Raw genomic sequence first — 17,393 nt, 5'->3', positions numbered from 1 at the left:
GTAAAATGTGGTGAATCGAGCTGTGCTTAACATAAAATTATAAAAGGCAAGTATCTTTATCACTTTTGCACTAATAAAACTATAAATAGATATAAGAGGGGACTAAGACATGCATACAAAACGTAGAAAGCCATTTCTTCAGCTATTGTTATTTTCAATTGTGGCAATCCTGGTTTTAGCAGGTTGCTCAAATTCTTCATCAAATGATTCAGATAAAAAGGAATCTGCTTCTTCCAATTCAGATTTTGAATATCCAATTACAATTAAACACGCTTTAGGCGAAGCGGTTATTGATAAGAAACCAGAACGTGTTGTTACAATTCAATGGGGAAATCAAGATGTAGCTTTAGCTCTTGGAGTGACTCCTGTAGGATTCTCAGCAGCAAACTTTGGAGTGCAGGATGACAGTGGTTTATTGCCTTGGACAGCAGAAAAGCTGGACGAGCTTGGTGTGAAAGACCCTAACGTATTCCAAGACACAGACGGACTTGATTTTGAGGCTATTTCAGATGCAAAGCCTGATGTAATTCTTGCTGCATACTCTGGTATTACACAGGAAGATTACGATACTCTTTCTGAAATTGCTCCAGTAGTTGCTTATCCAACTGCAGCTTGGGCAACAACTTGGCGTGAACAGGTTGAATTAAATGCAACTGGTATGGGAATGAAAAAAGAGGGCGAACAGCTTATCACAGATATTGAAGATATGCTAAAAGAGAAAGCAGCTAAATACCCTCAAATTGAAGGTAAAAAAGTTGTTTGGGTTAACTTCTCAGCAGATGATTTGTCTAAATTGCATCTTTACACACCAGTTGATTCACGTGTTGCATTCTTAAAAGAACTTGGTCTAGACTATCCAGACAGTGTTAAGGATTTAATTACAGACCCTAACAGTTATTCTCTAGAATTGAGTGCTGAAAACGTAGAGGCTCTTAATGATGCTGACGTCATTGTTGGTTATGGTAATGATGAATTATATAACACAATTAAAGCTGATCCGTTGCTAGGAAATATTCCTGCAATTAAAAGAGGTTCAGTAGCATTTATTGCAAGTGACACACCATTGGTTGCTGCGGGAACACCAACTCCGCTTTCAATCGAATATACTATTGATGATTATCTTGAGCTAATTGGCGGAGCTATTGATAAAATAAATGAATAGTTTCTTAGTTCCAAAAGGTAAACAGATGGACCTGCATGTTCCAAAAAACTTTAAGCTGACAATAATTCTCTCCATTATATTGTTGCTTGCTTGTATTGTAGCTTCACTAGCCTTCGGTGCTCGTGTAGTCAGTTTTCAAGACATATTAGACGGTTTGACTGGCAAAAATGAAGATTCGTTTGGGGCAAACATAGTACGTAAACGTTTGTCCAGAACGGTTTTCAGTTTGTTATGCGGAGCAGCACTTGGCGTGTCTGGCGCACTGATGCAAGCTATCACGCGAAATCCACTGGCAGATCCCAGCATACTTGGTGTGAATACTGGGGCATCATTATTTGTAGTTTGTGGACTAGCATTCTTTAATATTAGTACAGCAAATCAATATATCTGGTTCGCTTTACTGGGAGCAGCATTAACGGCAGCATTTGTTTTTGGAATTGGTTCAATGGGCCGGGGCGGAGCAACACCAATAAAGCTTGTATTGGCGGGAGCTGCAACAACTGCAGCTCTCTCTTCCCTTGTTACCGCTATTTTAATTCCAAATTCATATGCTATGGATCAATTTAGGTTTTGGCAGGTAGGCAGTGTAGGCTCTGGTACGTGGAATTCCATTACAACCTTCCTTCCTTTTTTGGCTATTGGCATTCTTATTGCCTTTATTTCAGCCCCTGCATTGAACGCTCTTGCGTTAGGGGATGATGTTGCAACAGGACTCGGTGTGAGGCCTGGATTTTTGCGTCTTTGCGGGGCAATAGGCGGAGTTGTGCTGTGCGGGGCAGCAACAGCGTTAGCAGGTCCTATTGGCTTTATTGGTCTGATGAGTACACATGTGATGAGACTGATTCTAGGCCCGGATGTACGTTTTGTAATACCTATGTCAGCTATTACAGGGGCCATTATTTTAACGTTTTCTGATGTTATTGGAAGGCTTATTGCCAGTCCTGGAGAACTTGAGGTTGGTGTAGTTACGGCATTTATAGGTGCACCGATCCTGATAATATTAGCAAAGAAATCGAAAGTGCGGTCATTATGAAAAATCAATTTGGTGAAATAAACTTTATTATGACAGGCATCAGGAAAAGACGGCGGCGCTGGATACAAGTTACTAGCTTTCTGTTTGTGCTAACTTGTATCCTTTGCTGTGCGATGCTATTGCTTGGAAACACTATTTATCCAATACAGGAAGTGATTCGTTCACTTTCAGGAGAGCAGATTGCAGGTGTTACTTTTGCTGTAAATACGATACGTTTACCAAGAATGCTAGCTGGTCTTTTTGCTGGGTTTGCCTTCGGCGTTGCAGGCTACATCTTTCAAACAATGCTGCGTAATCCCCTTGCAAACCCCAACGTATTAGGTATAACATCTGGCTCAAGTGCTGCGGCTGTTTTATGTATTACAATGTTCCATACAAGCAATGCGGTTGTTTCTTTTGCTTCTGTTATAGCAGGTCTTATTACGGTTGTTTTTATGTATTTGCTTTCTCGGGGAAAATCCTTTTCAATTGGTCGATTAATTCTTATTGGCATAGGGATACAGGCCATACTTGACGCAGTCATATCCTACCTTTTGCTAATTGGTTCACAGCAGGATATTCCAGCAGCACTTAGATGGCTTAATGGCAGTCTTAATGGCTCAAAAATAGAAGAATTGCCGCCACTTATTATTACAGTTATTATATTTACTCCAGTTGTTCTCTTGTTAGGAAAACAATTGAATATTTTGGAGCTTGGTGAGCAAATGGCATCTTCCCTTGGTGTTTCTACAGATAAAACAAGAGTGTTACTTATTGTCAGTTCTGTCTTTATGATTGCTATTGCAACAGCAACAACTGGTCCCATTGCGTTTGTTTCCTTCCTTGCAGGTCCGATTGCTAATAGATTAGTAGGAACTGGGTTCTCTAATATTTTGCCGGCAGGTCTTGTAGGTGCCAGCTTAGTTTTAGTAGCAGATTTAGTTGGACAATTTGCATTTGTATACAGATTTCCAGTCGGTGTCATAACAGGCTTGCTTGGTGCACCATACTTAATCTTGCTATTAATTCGGATGAATCGGAAGGGAGAATTATAATGGAAACGACGATACATGATTTTCGAGCGAATAAATTAATAGCAGGCTACGATAATAAAATGATATTAAATGATATCGAACTGAAAATTCCCAGCAATAAAATCAGTGTTATTATCGGAGCAAACGGCTGCGGGAAATCGACGCTGCTAAAAACCTTGGCTAAATTAATTAAGCCATCATCTGGTGAGGTTACCCTTGATGGTAAAGCAATCAGCAAAATTCCACCAAAGCAATTGGCACGGGTTTTAGGTATTTTACCGCAATCGCCTGTTGTTCCAGAAGGTATAACAGTAGCCGATTTAATTGGTCGTGGAAGATTTCCGCATCAATCATTGTTAAGTGGCTGGTCGAAAAAGGATTATGATGCAGTTGCAGAGGCAATGGAAATCATGAAGATTACAGAGTTTGCTAATCATGACATTGATGAACTGTCAGGTGGTCAAAGACAACGTGTTTGGATTGCTATGGCACTCGCACAGCAAACAGATATTTTATTTCTCGATGAGCCGACAACCTTTTTAGATATTACTTATCAAGTGGAGATATTAGATTTGTTAACAGATCTTAATCGAAAATACGGCACGACAATTGTAATGGTTCTCCATGATATCAATTTGTCAGCTCGTTATGCTGATTATATTTTTGCCCTTGAAAAAGGAAAGCTTGTAGGAGAAGGAAAGCCATCCGAGCTAATTACAAGTACATTAGTAAAAGAGATATTTGGACTGAATTGTACGGTTATCAATGACCCTGTTTCAGCTACACCTTTAGTTGTGCCTAAAGGCAGATATCATGTTAAGCCCTAATAGTAATCCCTCCAGTTTAAAAGACTGGAGGTTTTTTTTAGCTGGTTTAGGTCTTGATGCTTATTTTAGCTATATTGTAACTTTTAAAAAGGATATTCGTAATGCCTCTCGAAAAGGTTTGGTAGTAAGTGTAAGTTAAAAAAGAGGAGGAGTTAGAATGTCTTTAAACAAATACGGTGTGCTAAAGGGTAAAGCAGTTGATGTGATGATGGGAAGCGGAGAAAATCCTCATTATCAAATCCATATCCGGGACGATGAAGGCGTCGATTACCGAATTGCAGTCAATATTGAGTCACAGTCGTATCCGTCTGAGGTTCTTTTCTATGTGGGAGAGGATTTTAATTCAGAGGACATTTCTAAGCTGCCTGCGTTAAAACAAGGATTTACGCTAATAAAAGATAATAACCCTGACATTGGACTTGATTATGTTAGAGGCAATCTCTTTAATCCTCAAAAAATGGTTCCTCTTCCAGCAGATATCGATGGGGAGGACAATGACCTGAATGAGAAGCTGCAGTTTTATGTGAAAGAGGCGCTTGAAAGGGATGCTGTTGTTTACGCCTTTGGGGAAAGATGGGGGCCAGAGAATAATTTGGCTGATCGTTATTTCCACTTTAAGCCTGGTAATGGCATTCATGATATTCATATGAATCAAGGTAATGTGGGCAGATGGAAAAAGGATAATGGTGTTTGGCAGGATGGCGGCATTCTTATTCACTTTGAGGAGGAAAATCGCTGGGTAGGTATTTTCCTTGCGTTCCAATCACAATCATGGTGCACAGATGAAAATGGACATGCTATTAAGCCTGTGGAGGAATGCAGTTATTTAACCGTAAAGTAAAGGGGTGTGCGTCATTAGATCAGAACAAGAAATGCTTGAGCTTATCTACATGATAGCTAAAAGCGATGACAGAATTAGAGCGGTGTATATGAATGGATCAAGAGCAAACCCGCAGGTTAAAAGAGATATTCTGCAGGACTATGATATCGTTTATGTTGTCACAGAAACAGGACTCTTTATAAAGGATGAAGCTTGGATTAAGGTGTTCGGCGAGCTTATCATGCTACAGGAGCCTGATAGAATGGATTTGGCTGCAGGTCGTGAGGTGGACGTCAGCCGTTCATATAGTTATTTAATGCTGTTTTCAGACGGCAACCGGATTGACCTTCATATTGAGACAAAGGAAGAAATGCTTGAGCAGTATGGTAAGGATTCACTGACAGTACCTTTGCTTGATAAGGACGGAATTCTTCCAGAAATACCGTTTGCCTCTGATTGCAGCTATCATGTGAAAGAACCAACTGCCATACGGTATTCCCATGTTTGCAATGAGTTTTGGTGGTGTCAGCAAAATGTCGCAAAAGGAATATGGCGCAAGGAGATTCCGTATGCCAAAAATATGGCAGAAACAATTGTCAGACCTATGCTTGATGAAATGGTTTCATGGTGGATTGGCATGAATCATAATTTCCAAGTGAGCTCAGGTAAAATGGGTAAATATTTCCGCGAATATTTACCAGAGGAATATTGGTATATGTATGAACACACCTATGGGGACAGCAGCGAAGAAAATATGTGGCAGTCCTTATTCATGATGAATGACTTATTCAGGCTTCTGGGGGAAGAGGTAGCAAAGCAGCACAATCTAAATTATCCAGCTAATGATGATTCGAAAATGACGAAATATTTACAGCGGCTCAGAAGCATGCCTATAAATGCAGAAAATATCTTTTAAGGGCTGTGGACTTTATTTTTGTTTTCCCTTTCGATATAGTTAGAAGGTAGAATTGCGCACAGGTAAAAGAGGCAATTTTCTAGCGCTAAGGGGGAATACTTCATGAGAAAATACAAAACATTGCTGTTTGATGTAGATGATACTTTATTGGATTTTGCTGCAGCTGAGCGAGCGTCACTGAGTATGCTGCTGGAAAGCCAAGGTGTTCTTTATAATGCTGATAACCATAAAACTTATTCGCAAATTAACAAACGACTTTGGAAGTCCTTTGAAGAAGGGCTGATTTCAAGTGATGAATTGTTCAACACGCGTTTTGCCCTGCTGTTTAAGGAGCTTGGAAAGTCGGTTGATGGCCAGGAATTAGAAAGGCATTATCGCAGGGGACTTGGAGAGGGACATTATCTCATGAGTGGTGCGTTGGAAGTTATTACAGAACTGAAGGATCAATTTAATTTGTATATAGTGACAAATGGTATTTCACAAACACAGGATAGACGTTTAAAGCTATCAGGACTGTTTCCTTCCTTTAAAGCTGTTTTTGTTTCAGAGGATACAGGTTTCCAGAAACCAATGAAGGGTTTTTTTGACTTTGTTTTTGCGAGAATTCCTAATTGCGAATTAAGTGAAACACTGATTATCGGAGACTCACTAACTGCAGATATTAAAGGAGGCATTTTAGCAGGTATTGATACTTGTTGGGTGAACCCTAATGGTATTGAAAACACAACAGAATGGCAACCTACCTATGAAGTGAAGAGCTTGGATGAGCTTTACCATATTTTAGAAGTTACAAGGAAAACAGAAACTGTTTAATATTTGAGCCATCTATTGCAGATGGCCTTTTTTTTTATAGAATCAAACTATTTGAAGTTATTATAGGTCGAATGAGACAATCTAAATAGAAGAGAAGGAGGTTATATGAATGAAAACTTTAGTCGTAGGTGCAAACGGGAAGATAGGAAAAATCCTTGTAGATTTGCTTAAGGAAGAGAATAAGCATACTGTCAGGGCAATGGTTCGTTCAGCAGAGCAAAAGGAAGCTTACACAAGCCAAGGGGTGGAAGCTGTGCTTGCAGACTTAGAAGGAAGTGTTGATGAGTTGAGCAAAGCAATGTCAGGTTGTGATGCGATTGTGTTTACTGCTGGTTCTGGTGGAAGCACTGGTGCTGATAAGACGTTATTAATTGATTTAGACGGTGCTGTGAAAACGATGGAGGCAGCTGAAAAGGCGGGAATCGAACGCTTTGTTATGGTTAGTGCTTTACAGGCACAAACAAGAGAAAACTGGAATGAGCATATTTTACCTTACTATGTTGCTAAACATTATGCTGACCGCATGTTGCTCGCTAGCAAGCTTAATTATACAATTATCAGACCAGGCGGACTTACTGATGAACCAGGTACAGGGCTGGTACAAGTTGGAGAAAACCTCACAAGGGGATTTGTTCCGAGAGCAGATGTAGCAAAAGTGATAGTCACATCTCTTGATGATTCAAGAACGTATAAGCGTTCCTTTGATTTAGTTTCAGGGGAAGAACTACTACCAGAAGCTTTTAATGAATTGACATAACAAAACGAGATAGGATTTTTCCTATCTCGTTTTGTTTGTTATACAGCGTGGAAGTTAGTTCCGTCTGTCACTGCTTTAACAACGCCAGCACGAATGACGAAGTCACCAAAGTGTTCGCCTTCCAATCTTTCTTTTGCGTAGCGGGGCAGAAGGACACCAAGCTCGCTCAGGATTTCCTCTTCACCAACGTTTTCACGATACAGCTTGCTCAATCTGCTGCCGTTAAAGGCTGCGCCAAGATACATATTGTATTTGCCAGGGCCTTTTCCGATAAAGGCGATTTCAGCTATTGTGTGTCGAGCACACCCGTTAGGGCAGCCTGTCATGCGAATAGTGATTTCTTTATCACGCAAGCCGTTTGCATCAACGATTTCTTCCAATTTATCGATTAAACGAGGCAGGTAGCGCTCAGCCTCTGCCATTGCAAGACCACATGTCGGCAATGAAACACAAGCAAGAGAGCTTCTGCGCAGCGCAGAGAAGCGCTTGCCATCTAATAAACCGTATTGTTCAATCAGCTCTGTGATTTTTTTCTTATTTTTCGTTGATATATTAGCAATAATTAAATTCTGATTAGCAGTTAGGCGGAAATCGCCTGTATGGATTTTGGCGATTTCACGTAAGCCTGTCATCAGCTTGTAGTCATCAAAGTCTTTAATACGGCCGCCTTCGACAAATAATGTGAAATGCCATTTTCCTTTGACGCCTTTTTCCCAGCCATACCTGTCGCCATTATGATCAAAGTGGAATTCTCTTGTTTCCTGCAAATCCCAGCCAAGTCGGTATTCTAACTCTGCTTTGACATTTTCTACGCCGAGGCGATCGACTGTGTATTTGAAACGGGCATTTTTACGCACAGAGCGGTTTCCGTAGTCGCGCTGGATTGTAATTACTTTTTCTGCTACCTCTAACACTTGCTCAGGTTCACAGAAGCCAATAACTTTCCCAAGCTGCGGGTATGTTTCTGTATCACCATGAGTCATACCCATACCACCACCGATGGAAATGTTGAAACCAACCAATTTTCCACTTTCAACGATCGCGATAAAACCAAGATCTTGTGAGTAAACGTCCACATCATTGGAAGGTGGAACAGCTACTCCAATTTTAAACTTTCTCGGCAAGTAAACAGGGCCGTACATTGGCTCTATTTCTTCCTCTACTGTTGGAGAAGAAGCTACCTTTTCCTCATCCAGCCAAATTTCATGATATGCGCGTGTACGCGGAAGCAGGTAATCACTTAATCTTTTAGACCAGCTGAATACCTCGCCGTGTACTTCAGACTGATATGGATTAGGATTACACATCACATTCCGGTTAACGTCACCGCAAGCTGCAATGGTATCAAGCATAGATTGATGAATTTCCTGAATAGTACTTTTCATATTCCATTTTAAAATACCGTGCATTTGAAATGCTTGGCGTGTTGTAAGCTTTAACGTTTCGTTTCCAAAACGTTGGGCAAGGTCATCCATTTTCAGCCATTGCTCAGGTGTTGCGACACCTCCGGGAGTTCGAACACGAAGCATGAATTGATAGGCAGGCTCTAATTTTTGCTTTTGACGTTCGTTACGAAGGTCACGGTCATCCTGCAGATAGCTTCCGTGAAATTTCATTAACACATTATCATCGTGTGGGATGCCTGATGTGAGCTGCTCCTGCATCGTATCCTTCAAGCTTCCGCGCAAATAATTACTGTCTATTTTTAATTGTTCATTTGGTGAAGGCGGTCCTTCTGGTGCTGTTAGTATTGGTCTAGCCATTAGAAAAACTCCTTTCAATTATTCTTAATAAACATCACGCTGGTAGCGTTTGTCCTGCTGCATCGCTGCAAGATATTTTTCGGCATCTTCACGGTTGAGATTGCCTTCTTTTTCAATGATACTAATTAATGTCTGGTGCACATCATGGGCCATATGCTTTTCATCGCCACAAATATAAACTGCGGCACCTTCCTGCAACCACTCGAATAATTCCTTGCTGTGCTCAAGCATACGATGCTGAACATAAACTTTTTCGGCAGTGTCGCGGGAGAATGCGACGTTCATTTTTGTTAATACCCCATCTTTAATATAGTTTTGCCATTCTGTTTGGTAAAGGAAGTCTGTGACAAAATGCTGATCTCCAAAGAACAGCCATGATTTTCCTTCAACTCCTGCTTCCTCACGCTCTTGCAGGAAGGAGCGGAATGGAGCAATTCCTGTGCCTGGTCCTACCATAATGATAGGAGTTTCGGGATTTTCAGGCAGCTTAAAGTTTTCGTTTTGCTGAATAAATACAGGAATTTTATCACCTGGGCTTAGACGCTCCGCACAAAGAATGGAGCAAACACCTTTCCGGTCACGGTCATGTGCATTGTAGCGGACAGCTCCGATCGTCAGGTGAACTTCTTCAGGATTTGCAGTATAGCTGCTCGCAATGGAGTACAGGCGGGCAGGTAATTTACGTAATTGTGCAACAAAGGTTTGCGCGGTAAAGTTCCAAGGTCCGAAGTCCTTAATTAAATCGAGCAAGTCTCGTCCATCAATATACGCTTTCAATTTATCCTGGTTTTCCTTTTTAAGAAGATTCTGCAACGATTCGTTTGTCGAGTACGCTGTGAATTTTTCTATTAAAGGCTTTGTAAGAACAGTTATTTCAAATTCGGAAAGAAGAGCTTCCTTAATAGAGCGTATCTCGCCTTTTTTATTTATAGACACAGTCTCCTCTGCATGAAGGGAAAGCTCCGAAAGCAGCAGGTCAACAAGCTCTGGCTCATTTTTTGGATAAATTCCAAGACTGTCTCCAGGTTTGTATGTTAGACCAGAGTTTTCAAGCGAAAGCTCAATATGAAGTGTTTCTTTAATTGAGCCTCTGCCATTAAGGTTCTGGATGTCCAGTACTTCTGCAAGGAAAGGGTGTGATCTTGAATATTCTGTTTCTGAGAGCGTTGCTAATTCTTGTGTTTCTGCGCTTGGAGCGGCTGTGCTTGTGTTACCAAGCTCGTTTAAAACACCTTCAAGCCATTCATTTGCCGGTTCTTCAAAATCCAAATCACAGTCAACGCGTGGTAACAGGCGCTTGCCGCCGATTTCCTCTAAGCGTTCATCAAATTCCTTACCAGTTTGACAGAAGAATTCATAAGAACTATCGCCGAGAGACAAAACGGAGAAGTTTAAGTTCTCTAATTTTGGCGCTCTTTTGCCATGCAGGAATTCATGGAATGTTAAGGCTGTATCTGGCGGGTCTCCTTCTCCATGTGTGCTGACAATAATAAGTAAATTATGGAGTTTCTTAATATTATTTGGCTTAAAGTCGCTCATTGATAATGTAATGACTTGAAAACCTTTATCTGTCAGTATTTTCGCACTTTTTTTGGCAAGGTTTTGCGCATTTCCTGTTTGTGATCCGAAAAGGATCGTAACCTCCTTAGAAGCTGGTTCAGCAGCAACTGGTGCAACTGCTGCAGCAGTTGAAACGGCCGCATTTGCGCTGACAGATAATGATGCAGAAAGATAGCCATTCAGCCATATTTTTTGACTTTCGGATAAGGTTGGTAAAAGACGGTTCAACAGCTCTGTTTGTTCCTGGTTAAAAGGACTGTTCGTTACTAGTAATTGCAACATATTCACCTCTTTAAAAAAATCGATTCCATTTGTTCAACATTGTTATTTAGTCATATTTTTCATTTGTAACTAAGATATAGATTCTAAATTTATTAATCCAATAAGACAAATCGGATTTTAGGTAGAATCATTTGTTAATTAAAAAAAGGTATATTCTTAATGCATATATAATTGTACTTTACTGGATGTTAAAGAATTAGTAAAATACATTTAACTTATAGGAGCTATTAAGAATCTTAATAATAGCTTTCATAATTTTTATAAACAAAAAAATGGATTCATCTGATGAAAGGGAGTGTTTTTGTTGCAATATGATGCGTTAAAAACATTTGTCACACTCGTAGAAGTAAAGAATTTTACTAAAACAGCTGAAATCCTCTTAATGTCTCAGCCAAGTGTCAGTCTTCATATTAAAAATTTGGAAAAGGAATTTCAAACAAAATTATTTGAAAGGTCGCCAAAATATTTAAAGGTGACTCCTACTGGAGAAATTCTTTATGACTGTGCAGTTCAGATGATCACTTTATATGAACAAACAAGGCAGCATATATTAGAGCACCATCATGCCATTAAAGGAGATTTAAAGATAGGTGCGAGCTTTACGATTGGTGAGTATATATTACCGCCACTTTTGCTTGAGCTTCAAACAACTCATCCAGATTTGGCCTTGCAAGTAACAATTGGTAACACAGAAGAGGTAGTAGAATCGGTGAGACGCTACCAGGTTGATATTGGTTTGATTGAGGGTCAAACAAATGACAAGGAAATTTCTGTCCATCCCTTTATGGAGGACGAGCTGTTTGTTGTTTCTTCTGCTAAGCATCCCCTTGCTAATAAGGAAAAGGTACCTATGAAGGATCTGCAAAACCAAGCATGGATAACTCGTGAGATAGGTTCAGGCACAAGGGAATATTTGGACCATGTGATTCGTTCCAACGCATTGAAGGTAGGGGCACTTCTTTCTATAAGCAGCAACCAGGCGATTAAAGAAACGGTCATTAATGGTATGGGTTTAACGCTTTTATCGAAATGTGTGATCGAAAGGGATATTCAGGCAGGAAATCTTTCTGCAATCACTCTTGAGAAGGAAGTATTCAAAAGGACACTCTCCTATGTGTACTCGCCAATTATGAAGGAAAAGCAAAATGTAAAAACATTCATTCAAGCATTGAATAAGAAATATCCGTTTCATGAAGAGCAGGATAAATAGACATGCTTTTATATAAAAAAATGCATAAGAAACGATAAACCGCAAATAGCTAGAAATAAGGCTTTTTTTAGTCTGTCACCTATTGTCTCTTTTGTATTTTGTAGTATGATAACGAAGAAGATTTTTTTCGTTAAAAGGAGTTAAGTTATGAACAAGAAAAATAAGACATTCCGAATTGTCCTATTAGGGATGCTTTCTGCCATTATTATTATTCAAACGACAATCCCGTTTTTAGGATATATCCCGATTGGACCGCTTAGTTTGACGATTATTCAGGTGACGGTCATTATCGCAGCTATTGTCCTTGGACCAAAGGAAGGGGCCATTGTTGGCGGTATTTGGGGACTGATTACATTTATCAGAGCATTTGTCGCCCCGACCAGCCCAATTGCGCCAATTGTTTTCACAAATCCGCTCATATCTGTGCTGCCTCGGGTTTTAATTGGTGTTGTTGCTGCATATGTGTTTCATCGAATCCTTAGTGAAAAGCTCAGTGATACAGTAAGAATGAGTATTGCTGGTGTGCTCGGTTCTTTAACAAACACTGTATTAGTACTTGGACTCATTTATTTATTTTATCGTGAGCCATATGCGAACTTTTTAGAGATGGACATGGATAAGCTTTTGCCTGCACTTTTAACGATTGTAGGTACTAATGGTGTAACAGAAGCAATCCTTTCCGGTATACTTGCGCCCATTATTTCAAAACCGTTATTAAGATTAAGAAAGTAGCCGCCTTGGCTGCTTTTTTTTGTGCTGTTAATAATTAGCATTGAATGGTGAGCTTGTCGGTATTTGTGCAATTGGGCCTTGCAAGAGTTAATATACACATTGATGAAGCAGGACAAGCCTTAAGCGGCAGATCTGACCCACTTCATTGATTGCTTTAAAAAACGACCCACCATAAAAGGTGGGTTTTTTTGGCATAAGGTTTTTAAGACATGCTGCTTATTTTTTATTTAAGCATATGCTAGTATATGGTTATTGGAAAATTATAAATGTTTAATGATTTAATTCCGACTAAACAACTAGTAAAACTTGTTGACAATATAATCAATTGTGATAAAATTTAGAAAAAACAATGCTTATCAAGAGTGACAGAGGGAATTGGCCCGATGATGTCCAGCAACCTGCAATTGAAAGAAGAGCAAGGTGCTAAGTCCAACAAAATGGTCTCCATTTTGAAAGATAAGGTAGTTATATTACCTTGTTTCTTTCCGGAGATGGAAAGATTTTTTTATTCCATGAATAACAGTATAGTTTTTTGTTTGTAGGAGGGATTTGTTAATGGGGGAAACAAATCAACTGGATAAAATTAAAGATCAGTTGGAGGAAATGTTAAAGAATATGAAGTTCGGCTCCATTACTTTAATTGTTCAGGATGGAAAAGTCATTCAAATTGAAAAAAGTGAAAAAATCCGACTTGGTAAATAAAATGCTGACTAGAGAAACTAGAGGCAGTTTTGGCACATATGTATCGTGTTAAAGCTGTCTTTTTTGCGCGCGTAAAACGGTGCAATGCACACAAAGCGAAAGGGAGTATGCGACTTGAGTGGACTATTAACTTATGAAAATATCGATAGTTATAGACTGCCGGCCTTTCCAAGCGACACGGAAACAAAAGGTGCTTTGGAAGTTTTGGAATGGGCCTATGATACGTATGAAGAAGAAATTGTTTATGCCTGCAGTTTTGGAATAGAAGGAATTGTTCTGATTGATTTAATATCGAAGGTAAAAGAAAATGCTAAGATTGTGTTTTTAGATACTGACGTGCACTTTAAGGAAACATATGAATTAATCGCAAAAGTGAAACAGAAATATCCGCAATTGCAAATTGAAATGAAAAAACCAGAATTGACCTTGGACGAGCAAGCAGAGCAGTACGGTGATGAGCTTTGGACAACGAATCCAAATAAATGCTGTGAAATTAGAAAAATTATTCCGTTGAATTCTGTTCTCTCGGGTTCTACAGCTTGGATTTCAGGCTTGAGAAGAGAACAGGGCGGTGCGAGGGCTAACACAGAGTATATTAATACAGACAAAAAATTTAAAAGTATTAAAGTATGTCCGCTAATTCACTGGACTTGGAAGGATGTATGGAGATACGCTCATAAAAATCAGCTTGATTATAATGTTCTTCATGATAATGGCTATCCGAGCATCGGCTGCAGAACATGCACACAGCCTGCGTTCTCTATGGATGATTTACGCTCAGGAAGATGGACAGGAAAAGGGAAAACCGAATGTGGGCTGCATTTACAATAACTAGAAGGAAACAAATATTATGATGATTATTCTTGCCGGTTTAATGTCGCTATTTTTTGCAATGAACATCGGAGCAAGTGGAGCAGCAGCAAGCCTTGGGGTTGCATATGGTTCAGGTGCTATCCCGAAAAAAAGGCATGCCCTTCTTGTATGTGGTGTGGCAATTTTTCTAGGAGCAGTATTAGGAGGAAGTGAAGTAGTCAAGACAATCGGGGAGGGCCTTATCCCAAGCAGCTTATTAAATGCAAATATTGTTTTGATTATTTTGTCCTCTGCTGCCCTTTCCCTGTTTATCGCAAATCTAATGGGAATACCCTTATCAACAAGTGAAATCACTGTCGGCAGTGTTGTTGGTGTCGGAGTTGCCTATAAAAGTATTTTTATAGGACATATTTTATGGATTGTTTTCTTTTGGGTTCTTATTCCCTTCATTTCTTTTGGAATTGCACTTACAGCAGGGAAATTGATTATAAGAGCTGAAAGGAAATACACGTGGCTGAAAGCGAGCAAATCGCAGCGGTACTTATCTGTTTTTGTTATTATTGTTGGCTTTTTTGAAGCATTTTCGGCAGGGATGAATAATGTCGCTAATGCTGTTGGACCAATGGTAGGAGCCAACCTTATCTCGATGAACAGCGGGATTTTATTAGGAGGCTTGGCAATTAGTGTTGGTGCTATGCTGCTTGGTGGCAGAGTACTGCAGACAAATGGAAAAAAAATTGTCCAATTCAGCAAGCTTGAGGGTGGAGTTATTTCCAGCATAGGAGCGAGCTTAGTAACAATCGCATCTGTTTTTGGATTGCCTGTGCCTTTGACTCAAGTTACGAGCACAGCAATAATTGGCATTGGCGTTGCGAAGAATGGCATGGGGCTATTCAAAAAGCAAATGATTCATCGCATTATAAAAGTATGGATTGTTTCACCTGTTTTGTCGCTCGTCATATCCTATTGCCTTGTACAGCTTTTCATCAAAAATGATTTTTACAATGTACTTGTTTTGACAAGTGTATGTATCGCTACATTAGGGACATTAAGTCTTGTTAAATCGATAAAGGAAGACAGTCGCTCTGTATATGAGGATGGTGGCGGCATTTGATAGGGTCAAAGCCGTTTCTATTAAAATATAATACTAATATAACTAACTAGTAATTGGAAGGATAGGTGCAAACATTATGTCATTAAGCAAACCTCATGGAGGAACACTAATCAATTTATGGGAACCTAATTATGATATCAGTGGATTAACAAAGGAGCTTGAAATCGACGGGGTTGCATTAAGTGATCTTGAATTGATCGGCAATGGTGCTTTCAGTCCATTGACTGGATTTTTGTCTCAAAAGGACTATGAATCTGTTGTCCAAAATATGAGGCTTGCTTCAGGAAAAATTTGGAGTATTCCGATTACACTTCCTGTTTCAGAGGAGCAAGCAAGTAATCTTGAACTAAACGAAACAGTTAAGCTTGTTCATAATGGAGAGGTATACGGTGTACTTACAGTGGAAGACAAATATACACCAAACAAAACACAAGAGGCAGAGGCTGTCTACCGCACTGCAGATTTGGCTCATCCTGGTGTGAAGAAAGTATTTGATAGAGGCGATGTGTATATTGGTGGAGCTATCAAATTGTTGAAAAAACTAAAACGCACTAAATTTGAAAGCTTTTATTTAGAGCCAAAGGATACGCGAGAAGTGTTTCAAAATAAAGGCTGGAGCACAGTTGTCGGCTTCCAAACAAGAAATCCTGTGCACCGTGCACACGAATACATTCAAAAAACTGCTCTGGAAACAGTTGATGGTTTATTCTTGAACCCGCTAGTAGGCGAAACAAAATCAGACGATATTCCAGCAGATGTACGTATGGAAAGCTATCAGGTTTTATTGAAAAACTACTATCCTGAGGATCGTGTATTCCTTGCTGTATTCCCTGCTGCAATGCGTTATGCTGGGCCAAGAGAAGCGGTATTCCATGCGCTTGTAAGAAAAAACTACGGCTGCACTCATTTTATCGTTGGACGTGATCATGCTGGTGTTGGCAATTATTATGGCACATATGATGCCCAAAGAATCTTCGACCAATTTACATCAGAAGAATTAGGCATTAACCTGCTGTTCTTTGAACATAGCTTCTATTGCAGAAAGTGTGAAAATATGGCATCAACGAAAACATGCCCTCATGACAAGGAGCATCACGAAATTTTATCTGGAACAAAGGTGCGCGAGCTTCTAAGAAATGGTGAAATTCCGCCAAGCACATTCAGCCGCAAAGAGGTAGTGGAAGTGCTGATAAAAGGCTTAAAGAACCAAGAGATCCATTCATAATACAGGGGGATATGGAAATGAGCGGCAAAAGTACAAATATTACTTGGCATGACCAGACAGTAACAAAAGGACGCAGAAGAGAGAAAAGCAAGCATCACAGCTATGTATTATGGTTCACTGGGCTATCTGGTTCAGGAAAATCATCTGTAGCAAATGCAGTTGCAGAGCGATTGTTTCAGGATGAAACAAACACATATGTGCTGGATGGTGATAATATCCGGTTCGGAATCAATAAGGACCTTGGTTTCTCGGAAGAGGACAGAAAGGAAAACATTCGCAGAATCGGTGAGGTCAGCAAGCTGTTTGTAGACAGCGGCCAAGTGGTGCTGACAGCATTTATTTCTCCTTTCCGAAATGATCGCGAAGAAGTAAGAGCATTGCTTGAAGATGATGAGTTCGTTGAAGTATATGTAAAGTGCTCGCTTGAGGCTTGTGAGGCAAGAGATCCTAAAGGTCTTTATGAAAAGGCGAGACAAGGAATAATTAAAGATTTCACTGGAATCAGTTCTCCATATGAGGAACCAGCAAATCCGGAGATCGTGATTGATACAGAAAAATCTTCCATTGAAGATTGTGTAGAACAAATTGTTCAATTTTTGCAAGAAAAAGGCTATTATAGAAACATATAGATGATAGAAAAAAGGAATTATA

General features: G+C 39.7%; 17 protein-coding genes and 1 riboswitch. Of the genes, 15 read left to right on the top strand and 2 right to left on the bottom strand.

Annotated elements, in window-relative coordinates; translation table 11 throughout:
* The first annotated feature begins 109 nt into the window (after positions 1-109).
* The 8 genes from CEQ21_RS12160 (at position 110) to CEQ21_RS12125 (ending at position 7,341) form a co-directional block, all read left to right on the top strand.
* The gene (locus CEQ21_RS12160; RefSeq protein WP_185764814.1) at positions 110-1,162 is read left to right on the top strand and encodes an iron-siderophore ABC transporter substrate-binding protein; all 1,053 of its coding nucleotides are present in this window, start codon (positions 110-112) and stop codon (positions 1,160-1,162) included.
* A complete protein-coding gene (locus tag CEQ21_RS12155; RefSeq protein ID WP_185764813.1) occupies positions 1,155-2,195 on the top strand; it encodes a FecCD family ABC transporter permease in 1,041 nt (346 codons plus the stop codon). The genes CEQ21_RS12160 and CEQ21_RS12155 overlap by 8 nt, the downstream gene beginning before the upstream one ends.
* The gene (locus CEQ21_RS12150; RefSeq protein ID WP_185764812.1) at positions 2,192-3,229 is read left to right on the top strand and encodes a FecCD family ABC transporter permease; all 1,038 of its coding nucleotides are present in this window, start codon (positions 2,192-2,194) and stop codon (positions 3,227-3,229) included. The genes CEQ21_RS12155 and CEQ21_RS12150 overlap by 4 nt, the downstream gene beginning before the upstream one ends.
* Positions 3,229-4,035 carry an ABC transporter ATP-binding protein gene (locus CEQ21_RS12145; RefSeq protein WP_185764811.1) on the top strand — a complete coding sequence of 269 codons (807 nt, stop codon included), beginning with the start codon at positions 3,229-3,231 and terminating at the stop codon, positions 4,033-4,035. The genes CEQ21_RS12150 and CEQ21_RS12145 overlap by 1 nt, the downstream gene beginning before the upstream one ends.
* A gap of 157 nt (positions 4,036-4,192) precedes the next feature.
* Positions 4,193-4,876, top strand: coding sequence for a DUF2278 family protein (locus CEQ21_RS12140; protein WP_185764810.1), 684 nt, complete (start codon positions 4,193-4,195; stop codon positions 4,874-4,876).
* Positions 4,877-4,880: 4 nt separating this feature from the next.
* Positions 4,881-5,771: an aminoglycoside 6-adenylyltransferase gene (locus CEQ21_RS12135; protein WP_328593479.1), complete on the top strand. Its 891-nt coding sequence runs from the start codon at positions 4,881-4,883 to the stop codon at positions 5,769-5,771.
* 102 nt (positions 5,772-5,873) lie between these two features.
* Positions 5,874-6,584 carry a YjjG family noncanonical pyrimidine nucleotidase gene (locus tag CEQ21_RS12130; RefSeq protein WP_185764809.1) on the top strand — a complete coding sequence of 237 codons (711 nt, stop codon included), beginning with the start codon at positions 5,874-5,876 and terminating at the stop codon, positions 6,582-6,584.
* A 109-nt stretch (positions 6,585-6,693) separates the two neighbouring features.
* On the top strand, positions 6,694-7,341 hold the full coding sequence (locus tag CEQ21_RS12125; RefSeq protein ID WP_185764808.1) for an SDR family oxidoreductase: 648 nt from the start codon (positions 6,694-6,696) through the stop codon (positions 7,339-7,341).
* A 38-nt stretch (positions 7,342-7,379) separates the two neighbouring features.
* Here the strand turns inward: CEQ21_RS12125 and cysI are convergent, their stop codons facing one another.
* Entirely contained in the window at positions 7,380-9,104 is a 1,725-nt protein-coding gene (gene cysI / locus CEQ21_RS12120) for an assimilatory sulfite reductase (NADPH) hemoprotein subunit (RefSeq protein ID WP_185764807.1), read from the bottom strand.
* A gap of 24 nt (positions 9,105-9,128) precedes the next feature.
* Positions 9,129-10,943 carry an assimilatory sulfite reductase (NADPH) flavoprotein subunit gene (locus tag CEQ21_RS12115; RefSeq protein ID WP_185767253.1) on the bottom strand — a complete coding sequence of 605 codons (1,815 nt, stop codon included), beginning with the start codon at positions 10,941-10,943 and terminating at the stop codon, positions 9,129-9,131.
* Between the two features lie 307 nt (positions 10,944-11,250).
* Here CEQ21_RS12115 and CEQ21_RS12110 point away from each other — a divergent pair, with 307 nt between their 5' ends.
* From CEQ21_RS12110 to cysC, 7 genes are all read left to right on the top strand, one after another.
* The gene (locus tag CEQ21_RS12110) at positions 11,251-12,156 is read left to right on the top strand and encodes a LysR family transcriptional regulator (RefSeq protein ID WP_185764806.1); all 906 of its coding nucleotides are present in this window, start codon (positions 11,251-11,253) and stop codon (positions 12,154-12,156) included.
* 147 nt (positions 12,157-12,303) lie between these two features.
* On the top strand, positions 12,304-12,888 hold the full coding sequence (locus tag CEQ21_RS12105) for an ECF transporter S component (protein WP_185764805.1): 585 nt from the start codon (positions 12,304-12,306) through the stop codon (positions 12,886-12,888).
* 350 nt (positions 12,889-13,238) lie between these two features.
* Positions 13,239-13,351, top strand: a riboswitch (SAM riboswitch).
* A gap of 92 nt (positions 13,352-13,443) precedes the next feature.
* On the top strand, positions 13,444-13,590 hold the full coding sequence (locus tag CEQ21_RS12100) for a YezD family protein (RefSeq protein WP_185764804.1): 147 nt from the start codon (positions 13,444-13,446) through the stop codon (positions 13,588-13,590).
* Positions 13,591-13,674: 84 nt separating this feature from the next.
* Complete coding sequence (locus CEQ21_RS12095) at positions 13,675-14,421, top strand: phosphoadenylyl-sulfate reductase (RefSeq protein ID WP_185764803.1); 747 nt, start codon at positions 13,675-13,677, stop codon at positions 14,419-14,421.
* 22 nt (positions 14,422-14,443) lie between these two features.
* Positions 14,444-15,517: an inorganic phosphate transporter gene (locus CEQ21_RS12090; protein WP_185767252.1), complete on the top strand. Its 1,074-nt coding sequence runs from the start codon at positions 14,444-14,446 to the stop codon at positions 15,515-15,517.
* 76 nt (positions 15,518-15,593) lie between these two features.
* Entirely contained in the window at positions 15,594-16,742 is a 1,149-nt protein-coding gene (gene sat, locus CEQ21_RS12085) for a sulfate adenylyltransferase (RefSeq protein ID WP_185764802.1), read from the top strand.
* Between the two features lie 17 nt (positions 16,743-16,759).
* Complete coding sequence (gene cysC / locus CEQ21_RS12080; RefSeq protein ID WP_185764801.1) at positions 16,760-17,371, top strand: adenylyl-sulfate kinase; 612 nt, start codon at positions 16,760-16,762, stop codon at positions 17,369-17,371.
* The last annotated feature ends 22 nt before the right edge of the window (positions 17,372-17,393 follow it).

Source organism: Niallia circulans, from assembly GCF_007273535.1.
GTDB lineage: Bacteria > Bacillota > Bacilli > Bacillales > Cytobacillaceae > Niallia > Niallia circulans_B.
Note: the sequence above shows the minus strand (reverse complement) of the source record. Positions and strands in the feature narration are given on the sequence as shown.